This is a genomic window from Brevundimonas sp., from assembly GCF_036400995.1.
GTDB lineage: Bacteria > Pseudomonadota > Alphaproteobacteria > Caulobacterales > Caulobacteraceae > Brevundimonas.
Genome location: NZ_DASWWG010000058.1, coordinates 37,273 through 58,906, shown reverse-complemented (window position 1 = coordinate 58,906; position 21,634 = coordinate 37,273). Strand labels below are relative to the sequence as shown.

The 21,634-nt window shown below is 69.5% G+C and carries 19 protein-coding genes and 3 tRNA genes; 12 read left to right on the top strand and 10 right to left on the bottom strand.

Annotation, left to right across the window (positions count from 1 at the left end; genetic code table 11):
- Both VGE03_RS08485 and VGE03_RS08480 read left to right on the top strand, forming a co-directional pair.
- On the top strand, positions 1-688 hold a 688-nt coding region (locus VGE03_RS08485), incomplete at its 5' end, for a M23 family metallopeptidase (RefSeq protein WP_331046045.1).
- Between the two features lie 72 nt (positions 689-760).
- Complete coding sequence (locus VGE03_RS08480; RefSeq protein WP_331046044.1) at positions 761-1,273, top strand: hypothetical protein; 513 nt, start codon at positions 761-763, stop codon at positions 1,271-1,273.
- 4 nt (positions 1,274-1,277) lie between these two features.
- Here VGE03_RS08480 and hrpB read toward each other — a convergent pair whose 3' ends face one another.
- Positions 1,278-3,695: an ATP-dependent helicase HrpB gene (hrpB, locus tag VGE03_RS08475; protein WP_331046043.1), complete on the bottom strand. Its 2,418-nt coding sequence runs from the start codon at positions 3,693-3,695 to the stop codon at positions 1,278-1,280.
- 220 nt (positions 3,696-3,915) lie between these two features.
- Between hrpB and VGE03_RS08470 the strand changes: the two genes are divergently transcribed.
- The 5 genes from VGE03_RS08470 (at position 3,916) to VGE03_RS08450 (ending at position 8,243) form a co-directional block, all read left to right on the top strand.
- Positions 3,916-5,484, top strand: coding sequence for an amino acid permease (locus VGE03_RS08470; RefSeq protein WP_331046042.1), 1,569 nt, complete (start codon positions 3,916-3,918; stop codon positions 5,482-5,484).
- 183 nt (positions 5,485-5,667) lie between these two features.
- A complete protein-coding gene (locus VGE03_RS08465; RefSeq protein ID WP_331046041.1) occupies positions 5,668-5,928 on the top strand; it encodes a hypothetical protein in 261 nt (86 codons plus the stop codon).
- Between the two features lie 53 nt (positions 5,929-5,981).
- Positions 5,982-6,066: transfer RNA gene (locus tag VGE03_RS08460), tRNA-Leu, on the top strand.
- 186 nt (positions 6,067-6,252) lie between these two features.
- A complete protein-coding gene (locus VGE03_RS08455) occupies positions 6,253-7,326 on the top strand; it encodes a PA0069 family radical SAM protein (protein ID WP_331046046.1) in 1,074 nt (357 codons plus the stop codon).
- A gap of 62 nt (positions 7,327-7,388) precedes the next feature.
- Complete coding sequence (locus tag VGE03_RS08450; protein ID WP_331046040.1) at positions 7,389-8,243, top strand: alpha/beta hydrolase family protein; 855 nt, start codon at positions 7,389-7,391, stop codon at positions 8,241-8,243.
- Here VGE03_RS08450 and VGE03_RS08445 read toward each other — a convergent pair.
- The gene (locus VGE03_RS08445; RefSeq protein WP_331046039.1) at positions 8,240-9,487 is read right to left on the bottom strand and encodes a class I SAM-dependent RNA methyltransferase; all 1,248 of its coding nucleotides are present in this window, start codon (positions 9,485-9,487) and stop codon (positions 8,240-8,242) included. The genes VGE03_RS08450 and VGE03_RS08445 overlap by 4 nt on opposite strands.
- A 158-nt stretch (positions 9,488-9,645) precedes the next feature.
- Between VGE03_RS08445 and VGE03_RS08440 the strand changes: the two genes are divergently transcribed.
- A complete protein-coding gene (locus tag VGE03_RS08440; protein WP_331046038.1) occupies positions 9,646-10,269 on the top strand; it encodes a glycine zipper 2TM domain-containing protein in 624 nt (207 codons plus the stop codon).
- Between the two features lie 211 nt (positions 10,270-10,480).
- Here VGE03_RS08440 and VGE03_RS08435 read toward each other — a convergent pair whose 3' ends face one another.
- The 5 genes from VGE03_RS08435 to VGE03_RS08415 all read right to left on the bottom strand — a co-directional run bounded on the left by VGE03_RS08435 (position 10,481) and on the right by VGE03_RS08415 (position 17,241).
- Positions 10,481-11,212, bottom strand: coding sequence for a TlyA family RNA methyltransferase (locus VGE03_RS08435; RefSeq protein WP_331046037.1), 732 nt, complete (start codon positions 11,210-11,212; stop codon positions 10,481-10,483).
- A 157-nt stretch (positions 11,213-11,369) separates the two neighbouring features.
- Positions 11,370-14,096, bottom strand: coding sequence for a valine--tRNA ligase (locus tag VGE03_RS08430; protein ID WP_331046036.1), 2,727 nt, complete (start codon positions 14,094-14,096; stop codon positions 11,370-11,372).
- Between the two features lie 88 nt (positions 14,097-14,184).
- On the bottom strand, positions 14,185-14,838 hold the full coding sequence (locus tag VGE03_RS08425) for a DUF2497 domain-containing protein (RefSeq protein ID WP_331046035.1): 654 nt from the start codon (positions 14,836-14,838) through the stop codon (positions 14,185-14,187).
- 145 nt (positions 14,839-14,983) lie between these two features.
- The gene (locus tag VGE03_RS08420) at positions 14,984-16,486 is read right to left on the bottom strand and encodes a TolC family outer membrane protein (RefSeq protein ID WP_331046034.1); all 1,503 of its coding nucleotides are present in this window, start codon (positions 16,484-16,486) and stop codon (positions 14,984-14,986) included.
- A gap of 125 nt (positions 16,487-16,611) precedes the next feature.
- On the bottom strand, positions 16,612-17,241 hold the full coding sequence (locus VGE03_RS08415; protein WP_331046033.1) for a protein-L-isoaspartate O-methyltransferase: 630 nt from the start codon (positions 17,239-17,241) through the stop codon (positions 16,612-16,614).
- 116 nt (positions 17,242-17,357) lie between these two features.
- Between VGE03_RS08415 and VGE03_RS08410 the strand changes: the two genes are divergently transcribed.
- A tRNA-Cys gene (locus VGE03_RS08410) sits at positions 17,358-17,431 on the top strand.
- 97 nt (positions 17,432-17,528) lie between these two features.
- On the opposite strand, the gene VGE03_RS08405 is transcribed toward VGE03_RS08410, so the two are convergent.
- The gene (locus tag VGE03_RS08405; RefSeq protein WP_331046032.1) at positions 17,529-17,651 is read right to left on the bottom strand and encodes a hypothetical protein; all 123 of its coding nucleotides are present in this window, start codon (positions 17,649-17,651) and stop codon (positions 17,529-17,531) included.
- A 92-nt stretch (positions 17,652-17,743) separates the two neighbouring features.
- Entirely contained in the window at positions 17,744-18,547 is an 804-nt protein-coding gene (locus VGE03_RS08400; RefSeq protein ID WP_331046031.1) for an RNA methyltransferase, read from the bottom strand.
- 71 nt (positions 18,548-18,618) lie between these two features.
- On the opposite strand from VGE03_RS08400, the gene VGE03_RS08395 reads away from it, so the two are divergent.
- Positions 18,619-18,693: transfer RNA gene (locus tag VGE03_RS08395), tRNA-Asn, on the top strand.
- Between the two features lie 171 nt (positions 18,694-18,864).
- A complete protein-coding gene (locus VGE03_RS08390; protein WP_331046030.1) occupies positions 18,865-20,073 on the top strand; it encodes a glycosyltransferase family 4 protein in 1,209 nt (402 codons plus the stop codon).
- 67 nt (positions 20,074-20,140) lie between these two features.
- On the opposite strand, the gene VGE03_RS08385 is transcribed toward VGE03_RS08390, so the two are convergent.
- Positions 20,141-20,902: a hypothetical protein gene (locus VGE03_RS08385; protein ID WP_331046029.1), complete on the bottom strand. Its 762-nt coding sequence runs from the start codon at positions 20,900-20,902 to the stop codon at positions 20,141-20,143.
- A gap of 81 nt (positions 20,903-20,983) precedes the next feature.
- Between VGE03_RS08385 and VGE03_RS08380 the strand changes: the two genes are divergently transcribed.
- Positions 20,984-21,580, top strand: a complete 597-nt coding sequence (locus VGE03_RS08380; RefSeq protein WP_331046028.1) for a TIGR00730 family Rossman fold protein — start codon at positions 20,984-20,986, stop codon at positions 21,578-21,580.
- Positions 21,581-21,634 lie beyond the last annotated feature (54 nt).

The window sequence follows — 21,634 nt, the reverse complement described above, 5'->3', positions numbered from 1 at the left end:
CGAACCGCGCGCGCCGGACCCCGCGCCACCGACGCCCGCGCCGGTCGACTGGCCGCATGAGGCCGGCGGCGCCCTGACGCCCGGCTCCGGCAGCGGTGCGACCGATCCGACGATCTGGGCCGTCGGCATGCGCTTCCCGATGGAGAGCGGCCCGGCCTACGCCAACTCGCAGGTCTATGGTTACGGCGGCTTCGCCGCGCCCGGCCCGGGCGGCCAGTGCGACGCCCGCAACTACAGCTATCCCTGGCGCGACAATTTCTGCGAGACGCGCAGCTGGAGCAACGGCATGTGCCCGGCGGGCAAGGGGCATCAGGGGCAGGACATCCGCCCGGCCACCTGCGAGAAGAAGGTGCACTGGGTGGTCGCGGCCGAAAGCGGGCGGATTACCTCGATCGGCAGCTACACCGTCACCCTGCTGGGCGATTCCGGTCGCATCTACCGCTACCTGCATATGGACATGCCGGGGGTGCACGCCCTGTTCCCGACCGACGCCTCGCGCAACGTCACGCGCGGGCAGCATATCGGCAAGGTGTCGGCGGACTTCGGCGGTAACGCCACCACCATCCACCTGCATTTCGAGATCAAGGCGCCGGTGGCGACGGGCGGCGGCGCGGCGACGGTGATGTTCGTGCCGACCTATTCCAGCCTGACCGACAGCTACGGTCGGCTGCTGAACGGGGCGGGCTGAGGGGGTGAACCCGCGGTGCTGGACCTCGGCCGCGTTCACGCGGATAGATGGAGGCCGTCCAGGGGGAGAGCCATGATCCGTTTCATCACCGCCGTCGCCGCGAGCGTCTCGCTTCTCTGCATGCCGATGGCGACTCAAGCCCAGACCGCCGGTGAGCTGGCCCAGCGCGAGGCGCAGGCCCGCGCGGCCCTGGCCCCGCAGTTCGAGGCCGGCATGCGGCTGGCCCTGAAGCAGACCCGTGACACCCTGCCGATCGACGGCATGGCGGCCGACGAGGTGGCGGCGCTGCTGAACGCCTACGATATCGAGGTGGACCGGGCGGTCTCGATCTACGGCGAGCGCTTCGTGACCATCATGGCGCGCCACGTTCCGCTGGATCAGCTGACCGCGGAAGCCGATACCAACACCCCTGAATGGCGGGCCGCCATGACGGAGGTCATGGCCATGATCGACCGGGACACCCGGCGCGAGGGCATGGAAATGGCCGAACGGGTGATCAAGGTCGCCTGCGCCGTTCGCGCGCAGCCGAGCCCGCCCTGCGCCAACTTCCTCGCGCAGGTGGGCGCCGACCAGACCGGCCGCTGACCCGTCAGGTCCCGCGCGGCTTGGCCCGGTTGGTGGCCTCGGCGACCGACGGGTCTTCCGGCCAGGGGTGACGCGGATAGCGGCCGCGCATGTCGGCGCGAACGTCCTTCCATGACCCCGCCCAGAAGCCCGGCAGGTCCTTGGTCATCTGGATCGGGCGGCGCGCGGGCGACAGCAGGGCCAGCGTCAGCGGCGTGCCCCGGCCGACCGTCGGATGGGTCTTCACGCCGAAGAGTTCCTGCACCCGGATGTCGACGCGTGGCCCGCCCTCGGCGGCATAGTCGATGGCCGCGGAGCCCAGCGGGGTCTCCAGCCGCTCGGGCGCCAGATCGTTCAGCGCCCGCTGACGGTCCCACGGGATCAGCGCGCGCAGCCCGTCGGTCAGCGGGCCGTCCGCGATGGCCTCCAGCGACTGCACATTCTCCAGCAGCGGCCACAGCCAGGTCTCGCGTTCGGCCAGCAGGCCCTCGTCGGTCATGTCGGGCCAGCCGTCCTCGAGCGCCGACAGGAAGGCCAGACGCGCGCGCAGGGCAGAGGCGCGCTCGCCCCAGCGGATAGCCTTGAGCCCGTCGGCCTCGGCCTCGGCCTTCAGGGCGGCGGTGATCGCCTTGCGGTCCGGGGCGCCCATGATCTTCTCGTCGACCACGACAGAGCCAATCCGGCGGATGCGCTTCAGCACCATCCGGCCCGAGGGTTCGCGGTTGAGCCGATCCTCGACCTGAAGCCGATGTTCGAGCGACGACAGTTCGACGGGCGCGGCCAGACGGATGCGGTCGCGGGCGTCGCCGCCGCCCAGTTCCGCCACCGCCAGCCACGGCTCGCGCGCCATGACGTCGGACGGTTCGAGAAAGGCGCCGCGTCCGGAGGCCAGCAGGAACTCGCCCGGCTTGCCCCTCGCCTTCGCCACCCGCTCGGGGAAGGCCTCGGCCAGCAGGGCCCCGGCGTCGGGATGGCCGCCCTTCCCGCCCCCGGCCGCCTTCGCCCAGCGCTCGGCCAGTTTCGCGGCGTCGCGGGCGCGGGGCGAGCGGTCGCGCTCGAAGCCGCGCAGGCGTTCGGCCAGATCGACAGCGTTTCCGCCCAGCCCGGGTTCGCTGAGAACGGCGGCGATATCCGCGCCCAGCCGGGCGTCGCCCTCATCGCTGGCCACGGCGACCATGTGGGCCAGACGCGGCGACAGCGGAATGCGGGTCAGGCGGCGGCCGTGGTCGGTCAGGGCGCCGTCGGCGTCCAGCGCGTCCAGTCGCGCCAGCACCTTGCGCGCTTCGGCGAAGGCTCCGGCGGGCGGCGGGTCCAGCAGGGCCAGTCCGTCCGGCGAACGGGCGCCCCAGCGGGCCAGATCCAGCGCGAAGGCGGTCAGGTCGGCCTCGAGGATTTCCGGACGCTGGTGGGCGACAAGACCGCGGGTCTGTTCCTCGTCCCACAGGCGGTAGCAGACGCCGGGCTCAACCCGCCCCGCGCGGCCCCGGCGTTGTTCGGCCGAGGAGCGGCTGACCTTGACCGTCGCCAGCCGGGTCAGGCCGCTGGACGGCTCGAACCGGGGCACGCGCGACAGGCCGCCGTCGATGACGACCCGGACGCCCTCGATGGTCAGGCTGGTCTCCGCGACCGAGGTGGCCAGAACGATCTTGCGGCGCCCCGGCGCCGCCGGTTCGATGGCGCGATCCTGCTCGGTCTTGTCCAGGCCGCCGTACAACTGGACCACGTCCACATTGGCCGGCAGCCGGTCGCCCAGCGCGCGGGCGGTGCGATGGATCTCCCCCTGCCCCGGAAGGAAGACGAGGATGGAGCCGCTCTCGTCGGCTAGCGCCTGTCGCGCGGCGCGGGCGACGGCGTCCTCGAACCGCTCGGCGGGATTGCGGCCCGCATAGCGGGTCTCGACCGGATACATCCGGCCCTCGGCCTCGATGACCGGCGCGCCCTCGAGAAGTCTCGACACGCCCGCGATATCCAGCGTCGCCGACATGACCAGCAGGCGCAGGTCGTCGCGCAGCAACCCTTGCGCCTCCCGCGCCAAGGCCAGACCGAGGTCGGCGTCCAGGCTGCGCTCATGGAATTCGTCGAACAGGACCGCGCCGACGCCGTCCAGCGCCGGGTCATCCAGAATCATGCGGGTGAACACGCCTTCGGTGATCACCTCGATCCGGGTCTTCGGCCCGATCCGCGACTGCAGCCGGGTGCGATAGCCGACGGTTTCGCCCGCCTGTTCGCCCAGCGAGGACGCCATCCGGTCAGCGGCGGCGCGTGCGGCGAGGCGTCGCGGCTCCAGCACCAGAACCCGTCCGTCGCCCAACCATGACTGGTCCAGCAGGGCCAGCGGCACGACCGTCGTCTTGCCCGCCCCGGGCGGCGCGGCGAGCACGGCCACATTGCCCGCGGCGAGCGCGGACATCAGGGCTGGAAGGACGGAATGGATCGGAAGCATGGACTTTGCGGATGTAATGGCCGGACGCGCAATGGTCGCACCGGAATTGCGGTCTAGCGGCAACGGACGGGTTCACGAAAGCGTCGTGGCAGGTTCACGCTTCGGAAACCGCGTTGCCACCGGTCCTTCACCCCGCTAGCGTCCGCCCAAAGCAGCGAGAGGGCTGTTTGGAATACGGCAGCGAGAGGGCTGCCTCCATAAAATGTCGGAGGGGTAATTTATGTGGCGCGTTAAATCGCTCGACGCGATTCTGGCCACGGCCGAGAAGAAGTCTCTTCATCGGTCGCTGGGTCCGGTCCAACTCACGCTTCTCGGGATCGGGGCCATCATCGGGACCGGGATCTTCGTCCTGACCGCCGCCGCCTCGCAAAAGGCCGGCCCGGGCATGATGCTCAGCTTCGTGATCGCCGGCGCCGTCTGCGCCGTCGCTGCGCTCTGCTACTCCGAACTGGCGGCCATGGCCCCGGTTTCGGGCTCGGCCTACACCTATACCTACGCCGTGATGGGCGAACTGCTGGCGTGGTGCGTCGGCTGGGCGCTGATCCTGGAATACGCGGTCGCCGCATCGGCCGTGTCGGTGGGCTGGTCGGGCTATGTGCTCGGGCTCATCGAGCAGGGGCTCCATTTCGACTTCCCTGACCTTCTCGCCGCCGGCCCGACCTGGACCATGAACGGCCTGATCCCGACGCCGGACTTCTCGGCCGGCATCGTGAACGTTCCGGCGATCATCGTGGCCCTGGCCGTGACCGGCCTGCTGGTCCTCGGCACCACGGAATCGGCCCGCGTCAACGCCATCCTGGTGCTGGTCAAGGTCACCGCCCTGACCGTCTTCATCGTCCTGACCCTGCCGGTCATCAAGACCGCCAACCTGTCGCCCTTCGCGCCCAACGGCCTGTTCGGCGCCTACTCGGGCATGGGCATCGTCGGCGCCGCGGCCTCGATCTTCTTCGCCTACGTCGGCTTCGACGCGGTCTCGACCGCCGCCGAAGAGACCAAGAACCCGCAGAAGAACGTGCCGATCGGCCTGATCGGCTCGCTGGCCTTCTGTACGGTCTTCTACCTGCTGGTCGCCCTGGGCGCCGCGGGCGCCATCGGCGCCCAGCCGGTTCTCGGCGCCGACGGCTCGGCCGTCCAGCCGGGCTCGCCCGCCTTCACCGCGGCCTGCGCCCTGATCGAGAACAAGGAACGTCTGGTCTGCTCGAACGAGGCCCTGGCCCACGTGCTGCGCGTCGTCGGTCACGAGCAGGTCGGCAACGCCCTGGGCGTCGCCGCCATGCTGGCCCTGCCCTCGGTCATCCTGATGATGATCTACGGCCAGACCCGCATCTTCTTCGTGATGGCGCGTGACGGTCTGCTGCCGGAAGGCCTGACCAAGATGCACAAGCGGTTCAAGACGCCGTACGTCGTGACCATCTTCACCGGTCTGGCCGTGGCCATCGGCGCCGCCCTGTTCCCGGTCGGCCAGCTGGCCGACATCTCGAACTCGGGCACGCTGTTCGCCTTCTTCATGGTGTCGATCGCCGTGATCATCCTGCGTCGCACCGACCCCAACCGCGCCCGTCCGTTCAGGATGCCGCTGGTCTACATCATCGCGCCGCTCTCGGCGGCGGGCTGTGCGTTCCTGTTCTGGAACCTGCCGCACGACGCCAAGATGGTGCTGCCGATCTGGGGCGCCATCGGCCTGGTGATCTACTTCGCCTACGGCATCCGCAAGAGCCACCTGGGCAAGGGTCACGTCGAAGTCCACGAGCAGGACAGCGACATCCCGCCGCCGCCGGCGACGACCTGATCCACGGATCAGAACCGGAAATCGAGAGGCCCGGGAGCAATCCCGGGCCTTTTCAGTTTGTTGGAGCCGCCGCTTCAGACACCGCTGTCATCGACGAGAAATTTATCTTTTCCGGGCATCTCAGCAAGCTTGACCAGGGCGCGCGATTCGGGGACGCCTAGGCTGTCTGGGGAGATGAAACAGATGCACACGGAATGGCAGGAGTCGGCTATGGGCGGCGGTCTGGTGGCCGTGTTCATGTTGACCATCGGCGCGGTTCCCTTCGCCACAGCGGTGCTGAAAGGCATGATGTGGGCCGCGGTGATCGCCGGCCTGACCATCGCCCTTCTGAGCTTCATCGACCGCAACGGATCGGGCCTGCGCGGACAGGTGCTGCGCCCCGGTCGCGCGGCGGTGATCTTCTCGGTGCTGGCCGGCGTCGGCGTCCGGATGATGATCGCCTGAGCCGGGCTCTTGCCCGAAGCGCCGTGGCCCCCTAGGACCGGCGGCGAACCTATGCGGATGTGGCGGAACTGGTAGACGCACTGGATTTAGGTTCCAGCGCCGCGAGGCGTGGAGGTTCGAGTCCTCTCATCCGCACCATTGTTCTGGCCCTATCGCGTGTGACGCGGTCACACGCCGCTTGAGGGCAGGTTCTTGCCTTGTCACTCGCCGCACGGCGGCTTGCGGCTTGCGGCTTGAGGGCGTGGCGGCCCGTTCTCCGGAGCGGGTTTTTTTGATGCTCTCATAGTTCTTGCTTTGTTCTCATTTCGGCGTATCGTCCTGTTCATGGTCGAGACGGCGAAAGGACGGGGTGCAAGGTCGAATGCGACCGGACGCCATGAACCCGAAACCGTCGAGGCCTTCGATGACGGCTGGACCGATCAGGACGCGGAGGCGGCGCCGCTGCGCACCACCCTGACGCCCGAGACGGCCCGGACGATCATCGCGCGGAACACCAGTCCGGATGTCGGTTTCGACCGGTCCATCAACCCCTACAAGGGCTGCGAACATGGCTGCATCTACTGCTACGCCCGTCCGTCCCATGCCTGGATGGGCCTATCCCCGGGCCTGGATTTCGAGAGCCGGCTCTTCTTCAAGCCGGGGGCAGCAGGTCTGCTGGAGCAGGAACTCTGCAAGCCGCGATACGTCTGCAAACGTCTCCACATAGGCGGCAACACCGACCCCTATCAGCCGGTCGAACGCGAGCTGAAGTCGACGCGGTCGATCCTGGAGGTTCTGGAGCGATTCAGACACCCGTTCAGCATCATCACCAAGTCGGTGCTGATCGCGCGGGACGTCGACATCCTCGGCCCCATGGGACGCGAGGGGCTGGCCTCGGCCTTCGTCTCGATCACCACCCTGAACCGCAAGCTGGCGCGGGCGATGGAGCCGCGCGCCTCGACCCCGGCCAAGCGGCTGGAGGCCATCTCCCGGCTGGCGGATGCGGGCGTGCCGGTCGGCGTCGGCTTCGCCCCGGTCATTCCGGGCCTGAACGACCATGAACTGGAGGCCGTTCTGGAGGCCGCATCAAAGGCCGGGGCGACCACGGCCATGTATGTGACCCTGCGCCTGCCGCTGGAGATCAAAACCCTTTTCGCTGAATGGCTGGCCGACGCCCGCCCCGACCGCGCGGCGCGGGTCATGTCGCTGGTCCGCCAGACGCGCGGCGGCAAGGACTATGACCCCGACTGGTCCCAGCGGATGAAGGGTACGGGCCCGGTGGCCGAGCTGATCGGAACCCGGTTCCGGGCGGCGATCAAACGCTATGGGCTCGACGGCCCCCGGCCCGTTCTGGACGAGAGCCGGTTCCGCGTTCCGGCCTCGGCGCGCAAGCAGATGGACCTGTTTGACGCGGCGTGAGGACGCTGGACACGACACGCGATCCGCTGCGAACTACCGGCATCGAACAGGGGGAAGCGACGATGATCCGGCGGACGATCAAGCGGACAGCGTCGGTGGCGGCGGCCCTCGCCCTGCCTTTCGCCCTCATCGCCTGCATGAAGGTCAATGTGCCCGAGCGGGCCTTCTTCTGGCCGGATGCGCGGCTGGCCCGGGAGAACATCACACTGCCTTCCAATCCGCCGCCGGCGGGTTCCGAGACCCTAGTCCTGCGCTATGCGGAAGGCCCGATCGGCGCGACGCGGGTCAGGTCGCCGGACGCGACCCGGCCGCTGGTCCTGTTCTGCGGTGGCAACATGTTCCGGCGCTCGGCCGCCGGCGGATCGCGCGCCGAAATCCTCGCGCCGTTCGGCGACCCGCTGATGTTCGACTACCCGGGCTACGGCGACACCGCCGGCTTGGACACCTTCGCGAACTTCCGGGCGGTCGGCGAGGTCGTGGCCGATGAGGCGCGACGGCAGGCGGACGCCGAGGGGCGTCGGCTGATCGTCTGGGGCCATTCGCTGGGCGGCATCGTCTGCTCCGAGATGGCCGTGCGCACGCGGGCGGACACCCTGGTGCTGGAAACCACCACCCCGGGCGCGCGGGCGACGGTGGAGCAGCAGGTCGGGCTGATGCGCCCCCTGGTGCGCGTGACCCTGGCCCCGGCGCTGGAGACCATAGACATTCCCGCCGCGCTGAACGGCTATCCGGGCAAGGTGGTCGTGCTGGAAGCCGGAAAGGACGACACCCTGCCCCCGGTACTCAGCCGCACCCTCGCCCGCCGGCTGGAGGCGCAAGGCAACCGGGTCGAGCGGATCGTCTTCCCCGCGGCCGATCACAATGACGTCGGACGCCAGCCGGACTTCACGCCGCGCCTGACGGCGGCCCTGAACTAGCGCCGGAAGACGCTGACCAGTTCGACGTGGGCGGACCAGAGGAACTGGTCGACAGGAGTGACGCTCTCCAGCCGGAAACCGGCGTCCAGCAGCACGCGGGCGTCGCGGGCGAAGGTGACGGGATTGCAGGAGACATAGACGACGGTCGCCGCCTTGGTCTGGGCCACTTGCTGCGTCTGCTCCAGCGCCCCGGCGCGCGGGGGGTCCAGCACGATGGCGTCGCAACCGCGCAGGTCGTAGGGGGCCATGGGGCGGCGGAACAGGTCGCGGGCCTGGGCCTCGATGGTCTTGATCTTCTTCGCCGTCCGGAAGCCCGCCTTGAGCGCGGCGATGCCCGGCGCGGAGCCGTCGGCGGCGATGACCGGGGCCACCGTGGCCAGAGGGAAGGTGAAAGTGCCGGCGCCGCAGAACAGGTCGGCGATCTTCTTCGCCCCCCTCACCGCCGCCACGGCGCGCTCGACCATGGCCTGTTCGGCGGGCGGCGCGGCCTGCAGGAAGCCGCCGGCCGGGATCGGCACGGTGGCCGGGCCGAACTGCACATGCGGCTGGCGGGCCATGACCAGGGTCTCGCCGGCGAGGCTGAGCCGGGCCAGATCGGCCTCGGCCGCGGCGGTGATCGCCCGCATCTGGGCGTCGCGGGACAGACCGCCGCCCGAACGACGCTCCACGCCGGTCACGTCCACATCCAGTCCGTCCAGCGTCAGGGTGACGTGCAGGGTCGGGGCGGATTTCGGATGTTCGAGGAAGGGCTCGGCCACCTTGGCCAGCGCCGGCAGGGCGGCGACGAGGCGCGGATCGGCCACCGGACAGCTGGTGACCTCGACCAGACGCCAGCTCTTGCGCGCCTTGAAGCCGAGGATGGCGCGGCCGTCAGCCCCCCGACGGGCATGCAGCGCCAGGCGGCGGCGCGACCCGGCGGGTACAGGGACGGTCGGCTCGACCGGGACGTCGATGCCTTCGCGGGACAGGGCCAGCCGCACCTGCTCGCGTTTCCAGTCCAGATAGGGCTGCGCCGCCCAATGTTGCAGCGAACAGCCGCCGCAATCGCCATACTGCGGCGACACGGGCGCGATGCGCTCCGCGCTGGGCGTGACGATCTCGACTTCTTCCAGCCGCCCGTCGCGGACCACGCCGCGCACGGTTTCGCCCGGCAGGGTCAGAGGCGCGAAGATGGGGCCGGCGGCGGTCTCGGCGATCCCGTCGCCCTGCCCGCCCACGCGCGCGATGGTCAGTGTCTCCGTCATCCGGCGCTTCTAGAGCCAAACCGGCCGGGTGCGAAACATGAACGAAGATGAACGGCGCGATCAAAGGCCGTTCAGCTAGCCCCCCGCATAAGGGATGCAACAGACGCGGGGCCGGATCGTTCGGTCCTCAGGGTTTGAACCGTTCAAGGATGACGCAGATGCTCGCCTCCATCACCAGCAAGGCCGCCTGTGGCGTCGCCGCCGTCGCGGCCGCCGGCCTGATGCTGGCCCCCGCGACCGCCTCCGCCCAGGCCTACACCTACCAGGGCGACCGCTACGCCGGGTACGACTACTACGGCCAGAACTACGGCGATCGCTATTACGGCGACCGTTACGACGACCGCTACCAGAGCAGCTATGACTACTGCCGCAGCGACCGCAGCCAGCGACGCGCAGCCGGTGCGACCATCGGCGCCGGGATCGGCGCGGTGGCCGGTTCCCAGGTCGCGGCGCGCGGTCGCCGGACCGAGGGCTCGATCCTCGGCGGCGTGCTCGGCGCGGTCGTGGGCGGCGCGGTCGGCAACGACTCGGCCCGGGACTGCGAACGCTATGACGACCGCGGCTACGGCTATCAGGGCTATGACAGCCGTTATGATGATCGGTCCGGCTACGGCTACGACAGCCGGTACGACGACCGGTATCGCTATGACGACCGGTACCGTTACGACGACCGCTCGGGCTATCGCAGCGACCGCTACGGCTGCCGCACGGTCGAGACCCGCAGCCGTGACTGGAGCGGCCGTCTGGTGACCCGCTACGAGGAAGTCTGCAACGGCTACTGACGAGATCGCGTCGCCGGTTACTTTTCAGCCCCCCTGTCGATCGGCGATGTGACGGGAGCCGCCGGTGGAGCAATCCGCCGGCGGTTTCTCATTTTTGGAGGGGCGCGGACCGTCGGCCCTTCGGGACCTCCCGGCCCGACGCGCCCTGAGCGCTTTGCGCCGGCTTGCGCTCAAGCAGCGAGCGACCGCGTCGCGAGCGTTAGCGCCCCTATCAGTCCCGCCGGGCCCAAAGGAGATATTCCACGTTGCCGTCGCCGCCGGTGATCGGGCTTTCGGCGGTGGCCTGGACCGACCAGCCGCGTGAGGCGATCCAGTCTGCGACGCGGGCGAGCACGGCCTCGCGCGCCTCGGCGTCCTTGACCACGCCGCCGCGTCCGACCTGGGCGCGGTTGTCCATCTCGAACTGCGGTTTCACCAGCGTGACCAGATCGGCGCCGGGCGCGGCCAGCGCCAGGGCGACCGGCAGGACTTTCGACAGGCCGATGAAGCTGGCGTCGCAGACGATCAGCTCGGGCGCGTCAGGGATCAGATCCGGCGTCAGGTCTCGGGCGTCGGTCTGCTCCAGATTGCTGACGCGCGGATCGGCGGCGATGCGGGGGTGCAGCTGCCCCTGCCCCACGTCAACGGACCAGACATGGGCCGCGCCGCGCTCCAGACAGACCTCGGTGAAGCCGCCGGTGGAGGCGCCGACGTCCAGCACGACCCGGCCTTCGACCGCCACGGGCCAGAGGGTCAGGGCGTGATCCAGCGTCAGGGCGGCCCGGCCGACGAAGCGATGGGCGGCTGCGGCTTCGAGGGCCGCGTCGTCGGCGACCTTTTCCGACGCCTTCGACACGACCCGGCCGTCCACCTTGACCAACCCGGCCTCGATGGCCGCCTGGGCCCGCGAGCGGCTGTCGAACAGACCCCGCGAGACCAGGAGCTGGTCGATGCGCGCGGTCACGCCCTTCTCCCCTTGAGGGAGAAGGTGGCTCGCGGAGCGAGACGGATGAGGGGGCTGGCTGACGCAACCCAAGCCTCCAGCGATGAGGGAGCCGAAACAGCCCCCTCATCCGAGCGGCTTCGCCGCCCACCTTCTCCCTCGAGGGGAGAAGGAAGACTCACAGCGCTTCCAGACGCTTCAGCGCGGCCTCGAGGCGGGCCTTGCCGGCTTCGGCCTCGGCCAGCTTCTCGCGCTGCTCGTCGACGACTTCCGGCGCGGCGCGGGCGACGAAGTTGGGGTTGCCCAGCTTCTTGTTCACGTGGCCGATGTCGCTGTCGAAGACGCCGATTTCCTTGACCAGACGCGCCTTCTCGGCGGTCAGGTCAATGATGTCGGCCAGGGACAGGGCCGCCGTGTCGCCGTTGACGACCAGCGAGACCGCGCCGGCCGGCAGGGCGTCGGCGACCCAGACCTCGGACACCCGGGCCAGGGTCAGGATCAGCGGACGGTGCAGGTCGATCAGGCGGGCGTTCTCCGCCGACGGCGAGACGAAGGTCAGCGGCGGCTTGGCCGACGGCGGCACATTCATCTCGGCGCGCAGCTGGCGGACCTCGGTGACCAGATCGACCAGCCAGCCGATCTCTGCGTCCGCGGCGGCGTCGATGAAGGCGTCCGGCAGGACCGGCCAGGCGGCGCCCAGCAGCATCGCCTCGTCGCGCGGCGCGCCCTCTTCCGCCAGCTTGTCCCACAGCTCTTCGGTGATGAAGGGCATGACGGGGTGCATCAGCTTCAGGGTGTGGTCGAGCATCCAGGCGGTCATGGCCTGGGTCTCGGCCTTGGCGGTCGCGTCGGCGCCGTTGAAGACCGGCTTGGCCAGCTCCAGGTACCAGTCGCAGAAGACGTTCCAGACGAATTTGTAGAGCGCCGAGGCGGCGTCGTCGAAACGGCCGCCCTCGATGGCGTCCGAGACCTGACGCTCGGCCTTGGTCAGCTCGCCGCGGATCCAGCGGTTGATCGACTGCTGGACGGTCGCGGGATCGAAGCCCTCGACGCGCTTCGCCTCGTTCATCTGGCTGAAACGGGCCGCGTTCCACAGCTTGGTGCCGAAGTTCCGATAGCCTTCAATGCGTTGCTTCGACAACTTGATGTCGCGCGTGCCCGACAGGATGGCCATGGTGAAGCGCAGCGGGTCGGCGCCCAGCTCGTCGATGATGCCGAGGGGGTCGATGACGTTCCCCTTCGACTTGCTCATCTTCTGGCCCTTCTCGTCGCGGACCAGGCCATTGATGATGACCCGCTTGAACGGGACCTCATCCATGAAGTGAAGTCCCATCATCATCATCCGGGCAACCCAGAAGAAAATGATATCCGCGGCGGTGACCAGATCGCTGGTCGGGTAGAAGCGCTGCAGGTCCTCGGTCTTCTCGGGCCAGCCCATGGTCGAGAATGGCCACAGGGCCGAGGAGAACCAGGTGTCGAGGACGTCCTCGTCCTGGGTCAGGGCCTTGCCGCCGGCTTGGGCGATGGCCTCTTCCTCGGTCTCGGCGACGTAGATGTTTCCATCGGCGTCATACCAGGCCGGGATGCGGTGACCCCACCAGAGCTGGCGGCTGATGCACCAGGGCTCGATGTTGCGCAGCCATTCGAAATAGATCTTCGAATAGCTGGCCGGTTCGAAGGTGGTGTCGCCCTGCTCCACCGCCTTGATGGCGGGCTGCGCCAGGGTGTGGGCGTCGACGTACCACTGGTCCGTCAGCCAGGGCTCGATGACGACGCCCGAGCGATCGCCGTGCGGGACGGCGTGCTTCGTCTTCTCGATCTCCTTCAGCCAGCACTCTTCCTCGGCGCGGGCGACGATAGCCTTGCGCGCGGCGAAGCGGTCCATGCCCTCGTACTCGGGGGGCACGTCGGGGGCGTCGGCGGCGGTGATGCGCGCCAGCGAATCCATGACGTTCAGCGTCGCCAATCCGGCGCGCTTGCCGACGCCGAAGTCGTTGAAGTCGTGCGCCGGGGTGATCTTCACCGCGCCCGAACCCTTGGTCGGATCGGCGTAGTCGTCAGCGACGATGGGAATGCGGCGGCCGGTGATCGGCAGGGTCACGAACTTGCCGACCAGACCGGCGTAGCGCTCGTCCGACGGATGAACGGCGACGCCGGTGTCGCCCAGCATGGTCTCCGGGCGGGTGGTGGCGACGACGATGTAGTCGCGGGTCTCGAACTCCGTCGGCTTGCCCTCGTCATCGAAGGCGACCGGGTGTTCGTAGGTGACGCCGTCCGCCAGCGGATAGGCGAAATGCCAGTAGGCGCCGTCGACCTCTTTCTGCTCGACCTCGAGGTCCGAGATGGCGGTCTGGAAATGGGGATCCCAGTTCACCAGACGCTTGTCGCGATAGATCAGGCCGTCCTTGTGCAGCTGGACGAAGACCTTGCGGACGGCGGCGTTCAGGCCCTCGTCGAGGGTGAAGCGCTCGCGCGACCAGTCGCAGGACGAGCCCAGACGGCGCAGCTGGCGGACGATGGTCCCGCCGGACTCGGCCTTCCATTCCCAGACCTTGTCGACAAAGGCCTCGCGGCCCATCTCGCGCCGCCCGGCGTTTCCTGCGGCGGCCAGCTGACGCTCGACGACCATCTGGGTGGCGATGCCCGCGTGGTCCGTGCCCGGCAGCCAGAGGACGGCCTTGCCCTTCATCCGGTGATAGCGGGCCAGGATGTCCTGCAGGGTGTTGTTCAGCGCGTGGCCGATGTGCAGCGACCCCGTCACGTTCGGCGGCGGAATGACGATCGAGTACGCGTCAGCGGCGCCGTCGGTCGCGGCGGCCGCGCGAGGGGCGAACAGACCGCTGTCCTCCCACATCGAATAGAGGCGCGGCTCAGCCGCCTTGGGATCGAAAGTCTTGTCGAGCATGAGGTGGTCTTTGAGCAGAAAAGCGAAAGGGCGGCCCCGCCGGAGCCGCCCTGGAATGATCTAGTGAAGATCGGTGCGCAGGTGAAGCTTAGCCGGCCGAGCGGGCGATGCGTTCCACTTCCTTGCGTACCTGGGCCTCGACGATGCCGGGCAGGTTGGCGTCGAGCCAGTCCTTGAGCATCGGGCGCAGCATTTCAGCGACCATGGCCTCGACGGTCGAGCCGCTGGCGAAGGTCAGGTCGGGGCCCGAGGCGGCCGGAGCCGCGGCCGGCTTCTGGAAGCTGGCGGCCAGACCGGCGAAGGCCGAGGCGGCGCTGGCGGCGGCGCTCTCGCCGACGAGCGAGTCGTAGTTGGTGGTGGGGACCGACGGATGCTCGGGCGTGTGGACTTCCGGCGGCGGGGCGAAGACCGACTCGCTGACGGGCTCGGCCGGGAACGGCTCGGGCTCGGAGGCGGTGACGTCCAGATCGCCGATGCTTTCCGGGGCTTCGTAGGTCTCGGTCAGTTCGAGGACGTCTTCCTCGACCGGCTCGGGCTCGACCGGGAAGGCCGGGGCGATCGGCGCGGCCTCGATGACCGGCGCGGGGGCCGGTTCGGGCTCGGGAGCCGGCGCAGGCGCGGGTTCCGGCGCGGGAGCGGGCGCGGCGGCGGTCTCGGCCGGCGCGTCGTCCTCGGAGATGATCCGGCGGATCGACGCCAGGATCTCCTCCATCGTCGGTTCCTGGGCGGTCTGGTCGGTCATGTCGAAATCCCGGGCGAACGCGTGTGCGTGCGATCTGAACGAATTGCAGGCGGGGAGAAGCGGACCCCTCCCCGCAGAAATGTCGTCGCATCAACGCCCGTCGGAATCAACGGGCGTTTTTCCCCAACGGGGCGAGCGCATGAAATCAGTCGCGCGGCGCGGTCCGCACAACCTCCGACTTCAGCTGCGCGTCGAGCGGCGCATCCTCGGCGTCCGTGGCCGGAACGATCGGCGGCGCGGCGACGCGGTCGATGGTTTCCAGCACGCCGTCCCACGGCAGGGCGCCGCGGTTGCGGACGCGCTGATAGTTGGCCGACGGGTCATAGGGATCGAGGGTCGGGTCGAGATCCGGCCCTTCCAGGCGGCCCATGGCGGCCAGCAGATTGGCTTGGGCGACGTACTCGTTGCGCTGGGCGCTGGCCAGGGTGACCTCGGCGTTGCGCAGCTCCAGCTCCTGGTTCAGCACATCCAGCGTGGTGCGCAGGCCGACCTGGGCCTCCTGACGCACGCCCTCGGCGGCGACGGTGGCGGCGCGGACGGCTTCCTGACCGGCCTGCAGGGTGGCGCGGGCCGAGATCGACTGGGCGTAGGCCGAGCTGACCGACTGCAGGGCGTTGCGGCGTTCACCCTCGACGGCGATCTGGGCGGCGTTGGCGCGTTCCAGGGCCTGGGCGACGCGCGACGAGTTCAGGCCGCCGGTGAACAGCGGCACCGACAGGGTGGCGCCGGCGGTCAGGCGGGTGTTGTCCCCGAGGTCGCCCAGACGGTCGAACTCGCTGGAACCGCCGTAGCTGGCGGTGGCGCGCAGCGACGGCAGGAACTCGGCCTTGGCGGCGGCGACGTTAGCTTCGGCGGCCTGCAGCGAATAGCCGGCGGCGCGGATGCCCGGATTGTCGACGAGGGCCACGTCCATGGCGCTGTCGAAATCGGCCGGGACGCCCGGCAGGACCGGCATCGGGGCCAGATCACCCGGGGCCTGGCCGACGACGGCGGCGTAGGCGGCGCGGGAGACCGACAGCTGGGCGCGGGCGTTGGCCAGATCGGCCTCCGACTGGGCCAGACGGGCTTCCGACTGGGCGACGTCGGTGCGGGTGATTTCGCCGACCTCGAAACGGGCGGTCGATTCCTCGAGCTGGCGCTGCAGGACGCTGAGGTTGGCCTCGCGGATGCGCAGGATCTCGGTGTCGCGAATCACGTCGGCGTAGGACTGGATCACCAGGGCCAGAACGCTCTGTTCGATGTCACGCAGGTTCTCGCGACCGGCCAGGATGTCGGCCTCGGCGGCGGTGATGGCGTGGCCGACGCGGCCGCCGGTCCACAGGTTCTGGCCGACGCCGACGGTGGCCGAGGCGCTGTCCGACTCCACAACCCCGCCCGAGGTCAGTGGCGGCGTGCCGACGACGGGCGAATCCGTACGGGTGTAGGTCCCGCTGAGCGTCACATCGAGGGTCGGGCGGAGACCGGCGCGGGCCTGAACGATCGTCTCGTCCAGCGCGCGCTGGTTGGCGCGCTGGGCCAGCAGCGACGGATTGGTGCGGTAAGCCAGGGCGATCGCTTCCTGCAGCGTCTCGGCCCAGGCGGGGGCGCCGATACCGGCGACCATGGCGATGACGGCGACCGAGGTAAGCGCACGCGAGCGTTTCAGCATGATTGTTCCTGCCTGGCGCGGGGGGCGCGCCCTAGTATCCCATGGCCTGATGCGGGACGGTTTCGCCCCGCGCCAGTTAAGTTTTTTTCACGCACAAGGCCCCGCTCTCCGTCGGGATCGCGGGCCTAGAGCGCGAAGGTGGGCTCCGGGGCCAGTTCCGCAAGCACCGGGGGCGCCGCGTCGAACAATTCCCGGCGCGATATGCCCTGCTCGCCACGCATATAGAGGACCGCCTTGCCGCCCGGGCCCGAGCGCTCGACCACGGCCAGACGACCGCCGACCGACAGGGCCTTCAGCCAGGCTTCCGGGCGGCCGGGCACGGCGGCCTCGGAAACGATCAGGTCATAGCCCTCGCCCGCCGGGGTCGACAGCGGCTGGACCACGGTGGCGACGCCGTCGTCCGCCAGGGCGGCGCCGGTCACCTCGAAGACGGCGGCGTCCGATTCCTGGGCGGTGACGTTCAGGCCCATGCGCGCCAGCACGGCGGCGGCATAGGGGCCGGCGACGGCCAGGGCCCGTTCACCGGACTTCGGCGCCAGGGCCATCAGAAGCTTGGACAGGTCACGCGGCAGCATCAGGCGGCGATCGCCGGCGATTTCGGGCTCGATCTCCACATAGGCGGAGAAGGCGCGATCGGCCGGGATGAAGCGTTCACGCGGCACGGCGAGCAGCGCCGCCTGCAGGGCCCGATCGGTGACGTCGTTCACCCGAACCTGGCTGTCGACCATGACCTTGCGTGCTGCGGCGAAATCCATTGTGGAAGAATCCTGCTGAAATCTGGCGCGCTTATAGGTCTGTGCGTTGCAGCGGACAATCCGATCTGATAGCGAACCCGCCTCGCGATGGACGGCCTGGTTTCTCCAGGGCTCTCGGCCTGATGGCGGAGTGGTTACGCAGCGGACTGCAAATCCGTGTACGCCGGTTCGATTCCGGCTCAGGCCTCCATCGCGGGATTTTCCCTGAAAGCCGGTCCGGACACGGCGCGCAGCGACGCGCGGCGGCCTTTCCGCAGCCGCGGTCCCCGACGCCTCGCAGCGCGGTTTCAGGCGATCGGAGCCGTAATCCAGCCGATCGAGGCGGCCGCACCCACGGCGGCGGCGACGACAGCGACGACAACGCCGATGCGCGCGTTGCGATGAACGAAAACCAGAATCCCGCCGAACATAGCCCAACCCCTTCCCCGGACCGCGCTACAGCGACACAGGCGCGGCGGTTCATCAAGGTGTACAAAGCGTTAATCGCGATTTGGTGATCGGATTACGTCTGTCGCGCGAAATGATGCAGGGCCAGGGCGCCCGCCACGGCGACATTCAGCGAATCAAAGCCGCCCGACATCCGAATCCCCACCGGCTCGCAGCGGGCGATCAGCTCGGCGGGCAGGCCCGGCCCCTCGGTTCCCAGAACGATGGCGACCCGCCCTCCGACGGGGGAGCGGTCCAGCGGTGTGACCGCCGACGGCGTCATGGCCAGAACGCGGAAATCGGCCGCCTGCAGGGCCGCCACGGCCTGACCGGCGTCCAGTCCCGTGACCATGGGCGTCCGCAGCACGGCCCCGACCGAGACCCGGATCGCCTTGCGATAGAAGGGATCGCAGCAGCGCTGGTCCAGCAGCACCGCGTCGGCCCCGAAGGCCGCGGCGTTGCGGAAGATGCCGCCCATATTGTCGTGATTGCCGATTCCGCAGGCCAGAACGACCAGCGCCTCGTCGCCGACCCCGGCGATCACGTCCTCCAGCGATCGCGGCGCGGGCTTCTCCCCCAGCGCCAGGATGCCCCGGTGCAGGGGAAAACCCGCGATGGCGTCCAGCACCCCCTGCCCCGCCACATAGACCGGCACGTCCTCCGGCAGGCCGGCCAGGGCCTCGCCCAGAGCCTCCACCCGGTTCTCCGCCAGCAGGACCACGCGCGGGCGGCACAGGGCGTGTGTAGAGGTCAGGACGCGCAACACGACGTCGCCCTCGGCGACAAACAGCCCCTGACGGCCGGTCAGGTCCCTTTCACGGATGTCGCGGAAGCCCGCAATCCGGGGATCGTCCGGGGTTTCGATGCGGAAGTTTTTCAAAGTCCGACATTTCCTGTTGCCTACATTCGATTCCCGTTGCTATAGCGCCCGCCTTCCCGAGCGAAACCTGTTCCGCAGTAGCTCAGTGGTAGAGCAGCCGACTGTTAATCGGCTGGTCGTAGGTTCGAATCCTACCTGCGGAGCCATCGCCCGACCTTCCCCTCCGACAGCGTCGGCGGGGACAGGGCCTTCCCCCGAAATCAGAGCGACCTGACCCGCCCGCCGGGGACCTCCGCGCATCCGCCGTAAGGCAAGGCGCGTTGCGCGGCGTCCGTGATCCGAAAGCCGCTCGGCGGCGTCTCCGGATTTCGGAAGTCATGACCGCGCTGCGCCCGCTCGCCTCTTCGCCCGCCCGCTTTTCGGCCCCGGTCGGAAATATCCTGCAGATCCGGCCACGGGTGCGCACCGCGATCCTGCTGCCGTCGGGTTGCCGGTTCTCGGCGGCCCATCCGAACTCCATGGAGACGGTCGTCCGGACCCTGGCCGCGCCGCTGGCCGATCAGGATGTGCGAATCTTCTGCTGCGAGGGCGCCGAGGATCACGGACTGCCCGGGGTGGAGGCTCTGCCGTCGCGCGGTCCCGAGCGCCTGCGCCTGCTGGCCGACCGGCTGCGAACGTTCCGGCCGGAGGTCATTGAACACCATCAGCAGGTGCGGCAGGCGGTGGCGATCAGGGCGCTGGTCCCCCAAGCCGCGCATCTGCTGTACCGGCACAATGCGTTGAAGGCGCCCCGCCACTGGATCGACCGCTGGCGCTATCAGAACCGCTACGCCGCGATGGACGGCTTCATCTTCGTCAGCGAGGCCGAGCGCGCCGCCTTCGCCCGCGCCTTTCCGGAGCTGGCGGATCGCGCGCGGTCAGCGCCCAACCCGATCGATGCGACCGCCTGGCTGGCCCCGCCGGAGCAGAAGCAGCCCCTGGTCGCGTTCGCGGGCCGCGCCATGCCCGAGAAGGGCGTGGACGTGCTCTGCGCCGCCCTGCCCGCCGTCCTGGACCGGCATCCGGACTGGCGCGCGGTGCTGATGCTGAACGACTGGGACCAGCATGCCGGCTGGGCGGCCCCGCACGTGGCCGCGCTCGGCCGCTACGGATCGCGGGTGACGGTGCTGAAGTCGGCTCCGCTGGCCGAGGTGCGGCGCCAGATGCGGCTGGCGGCCATCGCCCTGACCCCGTCAACCTGGGCCGAGCCGTTCGGCCTGACCGCCGTCGAGGCCCATGCGGCGGGCGCTGCGTTGATCTCGTCCGGTCGCGGCGGGTTGAGGGAGGCCAGCGGCCCACACGCCCTGTACGTCGACGAGGTGACGCCCGGGTCGCTGGCCCGGGCCATGGAGCACCTGATCCGACATCCGCTGGAGCGGATCGAACTGGCGCGGGCGGCCCAGGCCTATGTGCTGGAGACCCACAGTCCCGTCGAACGGGCGAACGGCCTGCTGCGTATCCGGCAGGCCGCCGCCCTCGCCCGTCGCCGTCGCGGCGCCGGGGAAGAAAAAAGCCCGACGCGGACGCCGGGCTGGAAAGTTCGGTGATGGTGGGTGTCCTCGAAGAAGAGAAGACAATCCCTCCGTGCGACCGAATTGGTTAACAGTGCGTAAATCACGCCGGAGCGGGCGCATCCGGGAGCCAGGTCCATTGATAGGCGCCGCCGGGCCCCGCCCAGCCGACCCGCCACCCCGCCCCGGCGCGATCGATCTGCAGGTCCGAACCGGCGGCGCCCGGCCCGGGCCAGGCGAAGGTTTGCTCGCCGACGCGCACCGTTTGGCCTGAGCCGACCGGGCCCAGAAGGACGCTCCAGCGCCCGCCCTCGCCCGACAGGACGTCCAGGGTGTCGCCGGCGGCGGAGATCTCGAGCCTCTGCCCCCGCGCCGCCGTGCGTCCCGAGGCGAGGACAGACTGGGCGTCGCTGTCGACGGCGCCGAGCACCGGGGCCGGGTCGAGCCGACGGGTCGGTCCCCCGGGCCGCAGCACGGCGATCGGCCCGCGCCCGCCGTCGATGATCAGCAGGCGATCCGGAGAGCGGGCCGCATCCTGTCCGATCTGGGTTTCAGGCCGCAGGAGCAGGAGACCTCGCGGGGCCGCCATGCGGATCTCGAATCGTCCGTCCGGATCGGCGGCGGCGGCGTAAGCGGCGCCCTGGTCGTTGCGCAGGACCACGCGCGCACCGGGCTCGGCGCGGCCGACGAAGATGAGGCTGGCGTCGGCCTGTTGAACCGAAAGAATCTGCGGCGGCTGGGTCCAGCCCGTCGTATTGCCCGCCGCATCACGGGCCGGGCGCTCAGGTTCCGGCATGCAGCCGGCGGCGCCCAGCGACAGGCTGACAGTGATAACGGCGACAACCGCGCAGATGGGCCGTTTCATCCTGTCTCTCCCGCAGCTAGGAATACGCCCCCGATAGCGCGGCGGGGCCGCCGCTGTCTTCCCATTCGATCCCGAGGGTTCATGAGCATTTCCATCCAGCCGTTCGACGGCAAGTCCGTCTGCCTGTTCTGCGGCTCCTCCGACCGGTCCGATCCGGTTTACACCGTCGCCGCCCAGGAATTCGGCGCGCTGACGGCGGCGGCGGGCTGGCGGCTGGTCTACGGCGGCGGCGGCGTCGGCCTGATGGGCGCCTCGGCCCGGGCCGCGCACGAGGCGGGCGGTCGGGTGCTGGGCGTGATGCCGGGCTTCCTGCGCAGCCGCGAGCGCCTGTTCGACGAGGTCGAGACCCTGGTCGTGACCTCGATGCACGAGCGCAAGACGATCATGTACGACCAGTCGGACGCCTTCGTCGTCGCGCCCGGCGGCGTGGGCACGCTGGAGGAAGTGATCGAGGTCCTGTCGTGGAAGCGGCTCGACCTGCACCACAAGCCGGTGATCTTCCTCAATATCAACGGCTTCTGGGATACGCTTCTGGCGGCGATCGAGACCGGCATCGAGCAGAAGATGACGCCCGACACCTTCCGTCAGGCCTATAGCGTGGTGAACACGGTCGAGGAGGCGATCGCGCTGATGCAGTCGGCGGACGATCTGCCTCACTTGCAACATGATCGCCGGTAAGTAATCGTCGATCAGATCGCGCTACCGCGTTTCGTTTGGCAACGCGCTCTTGAC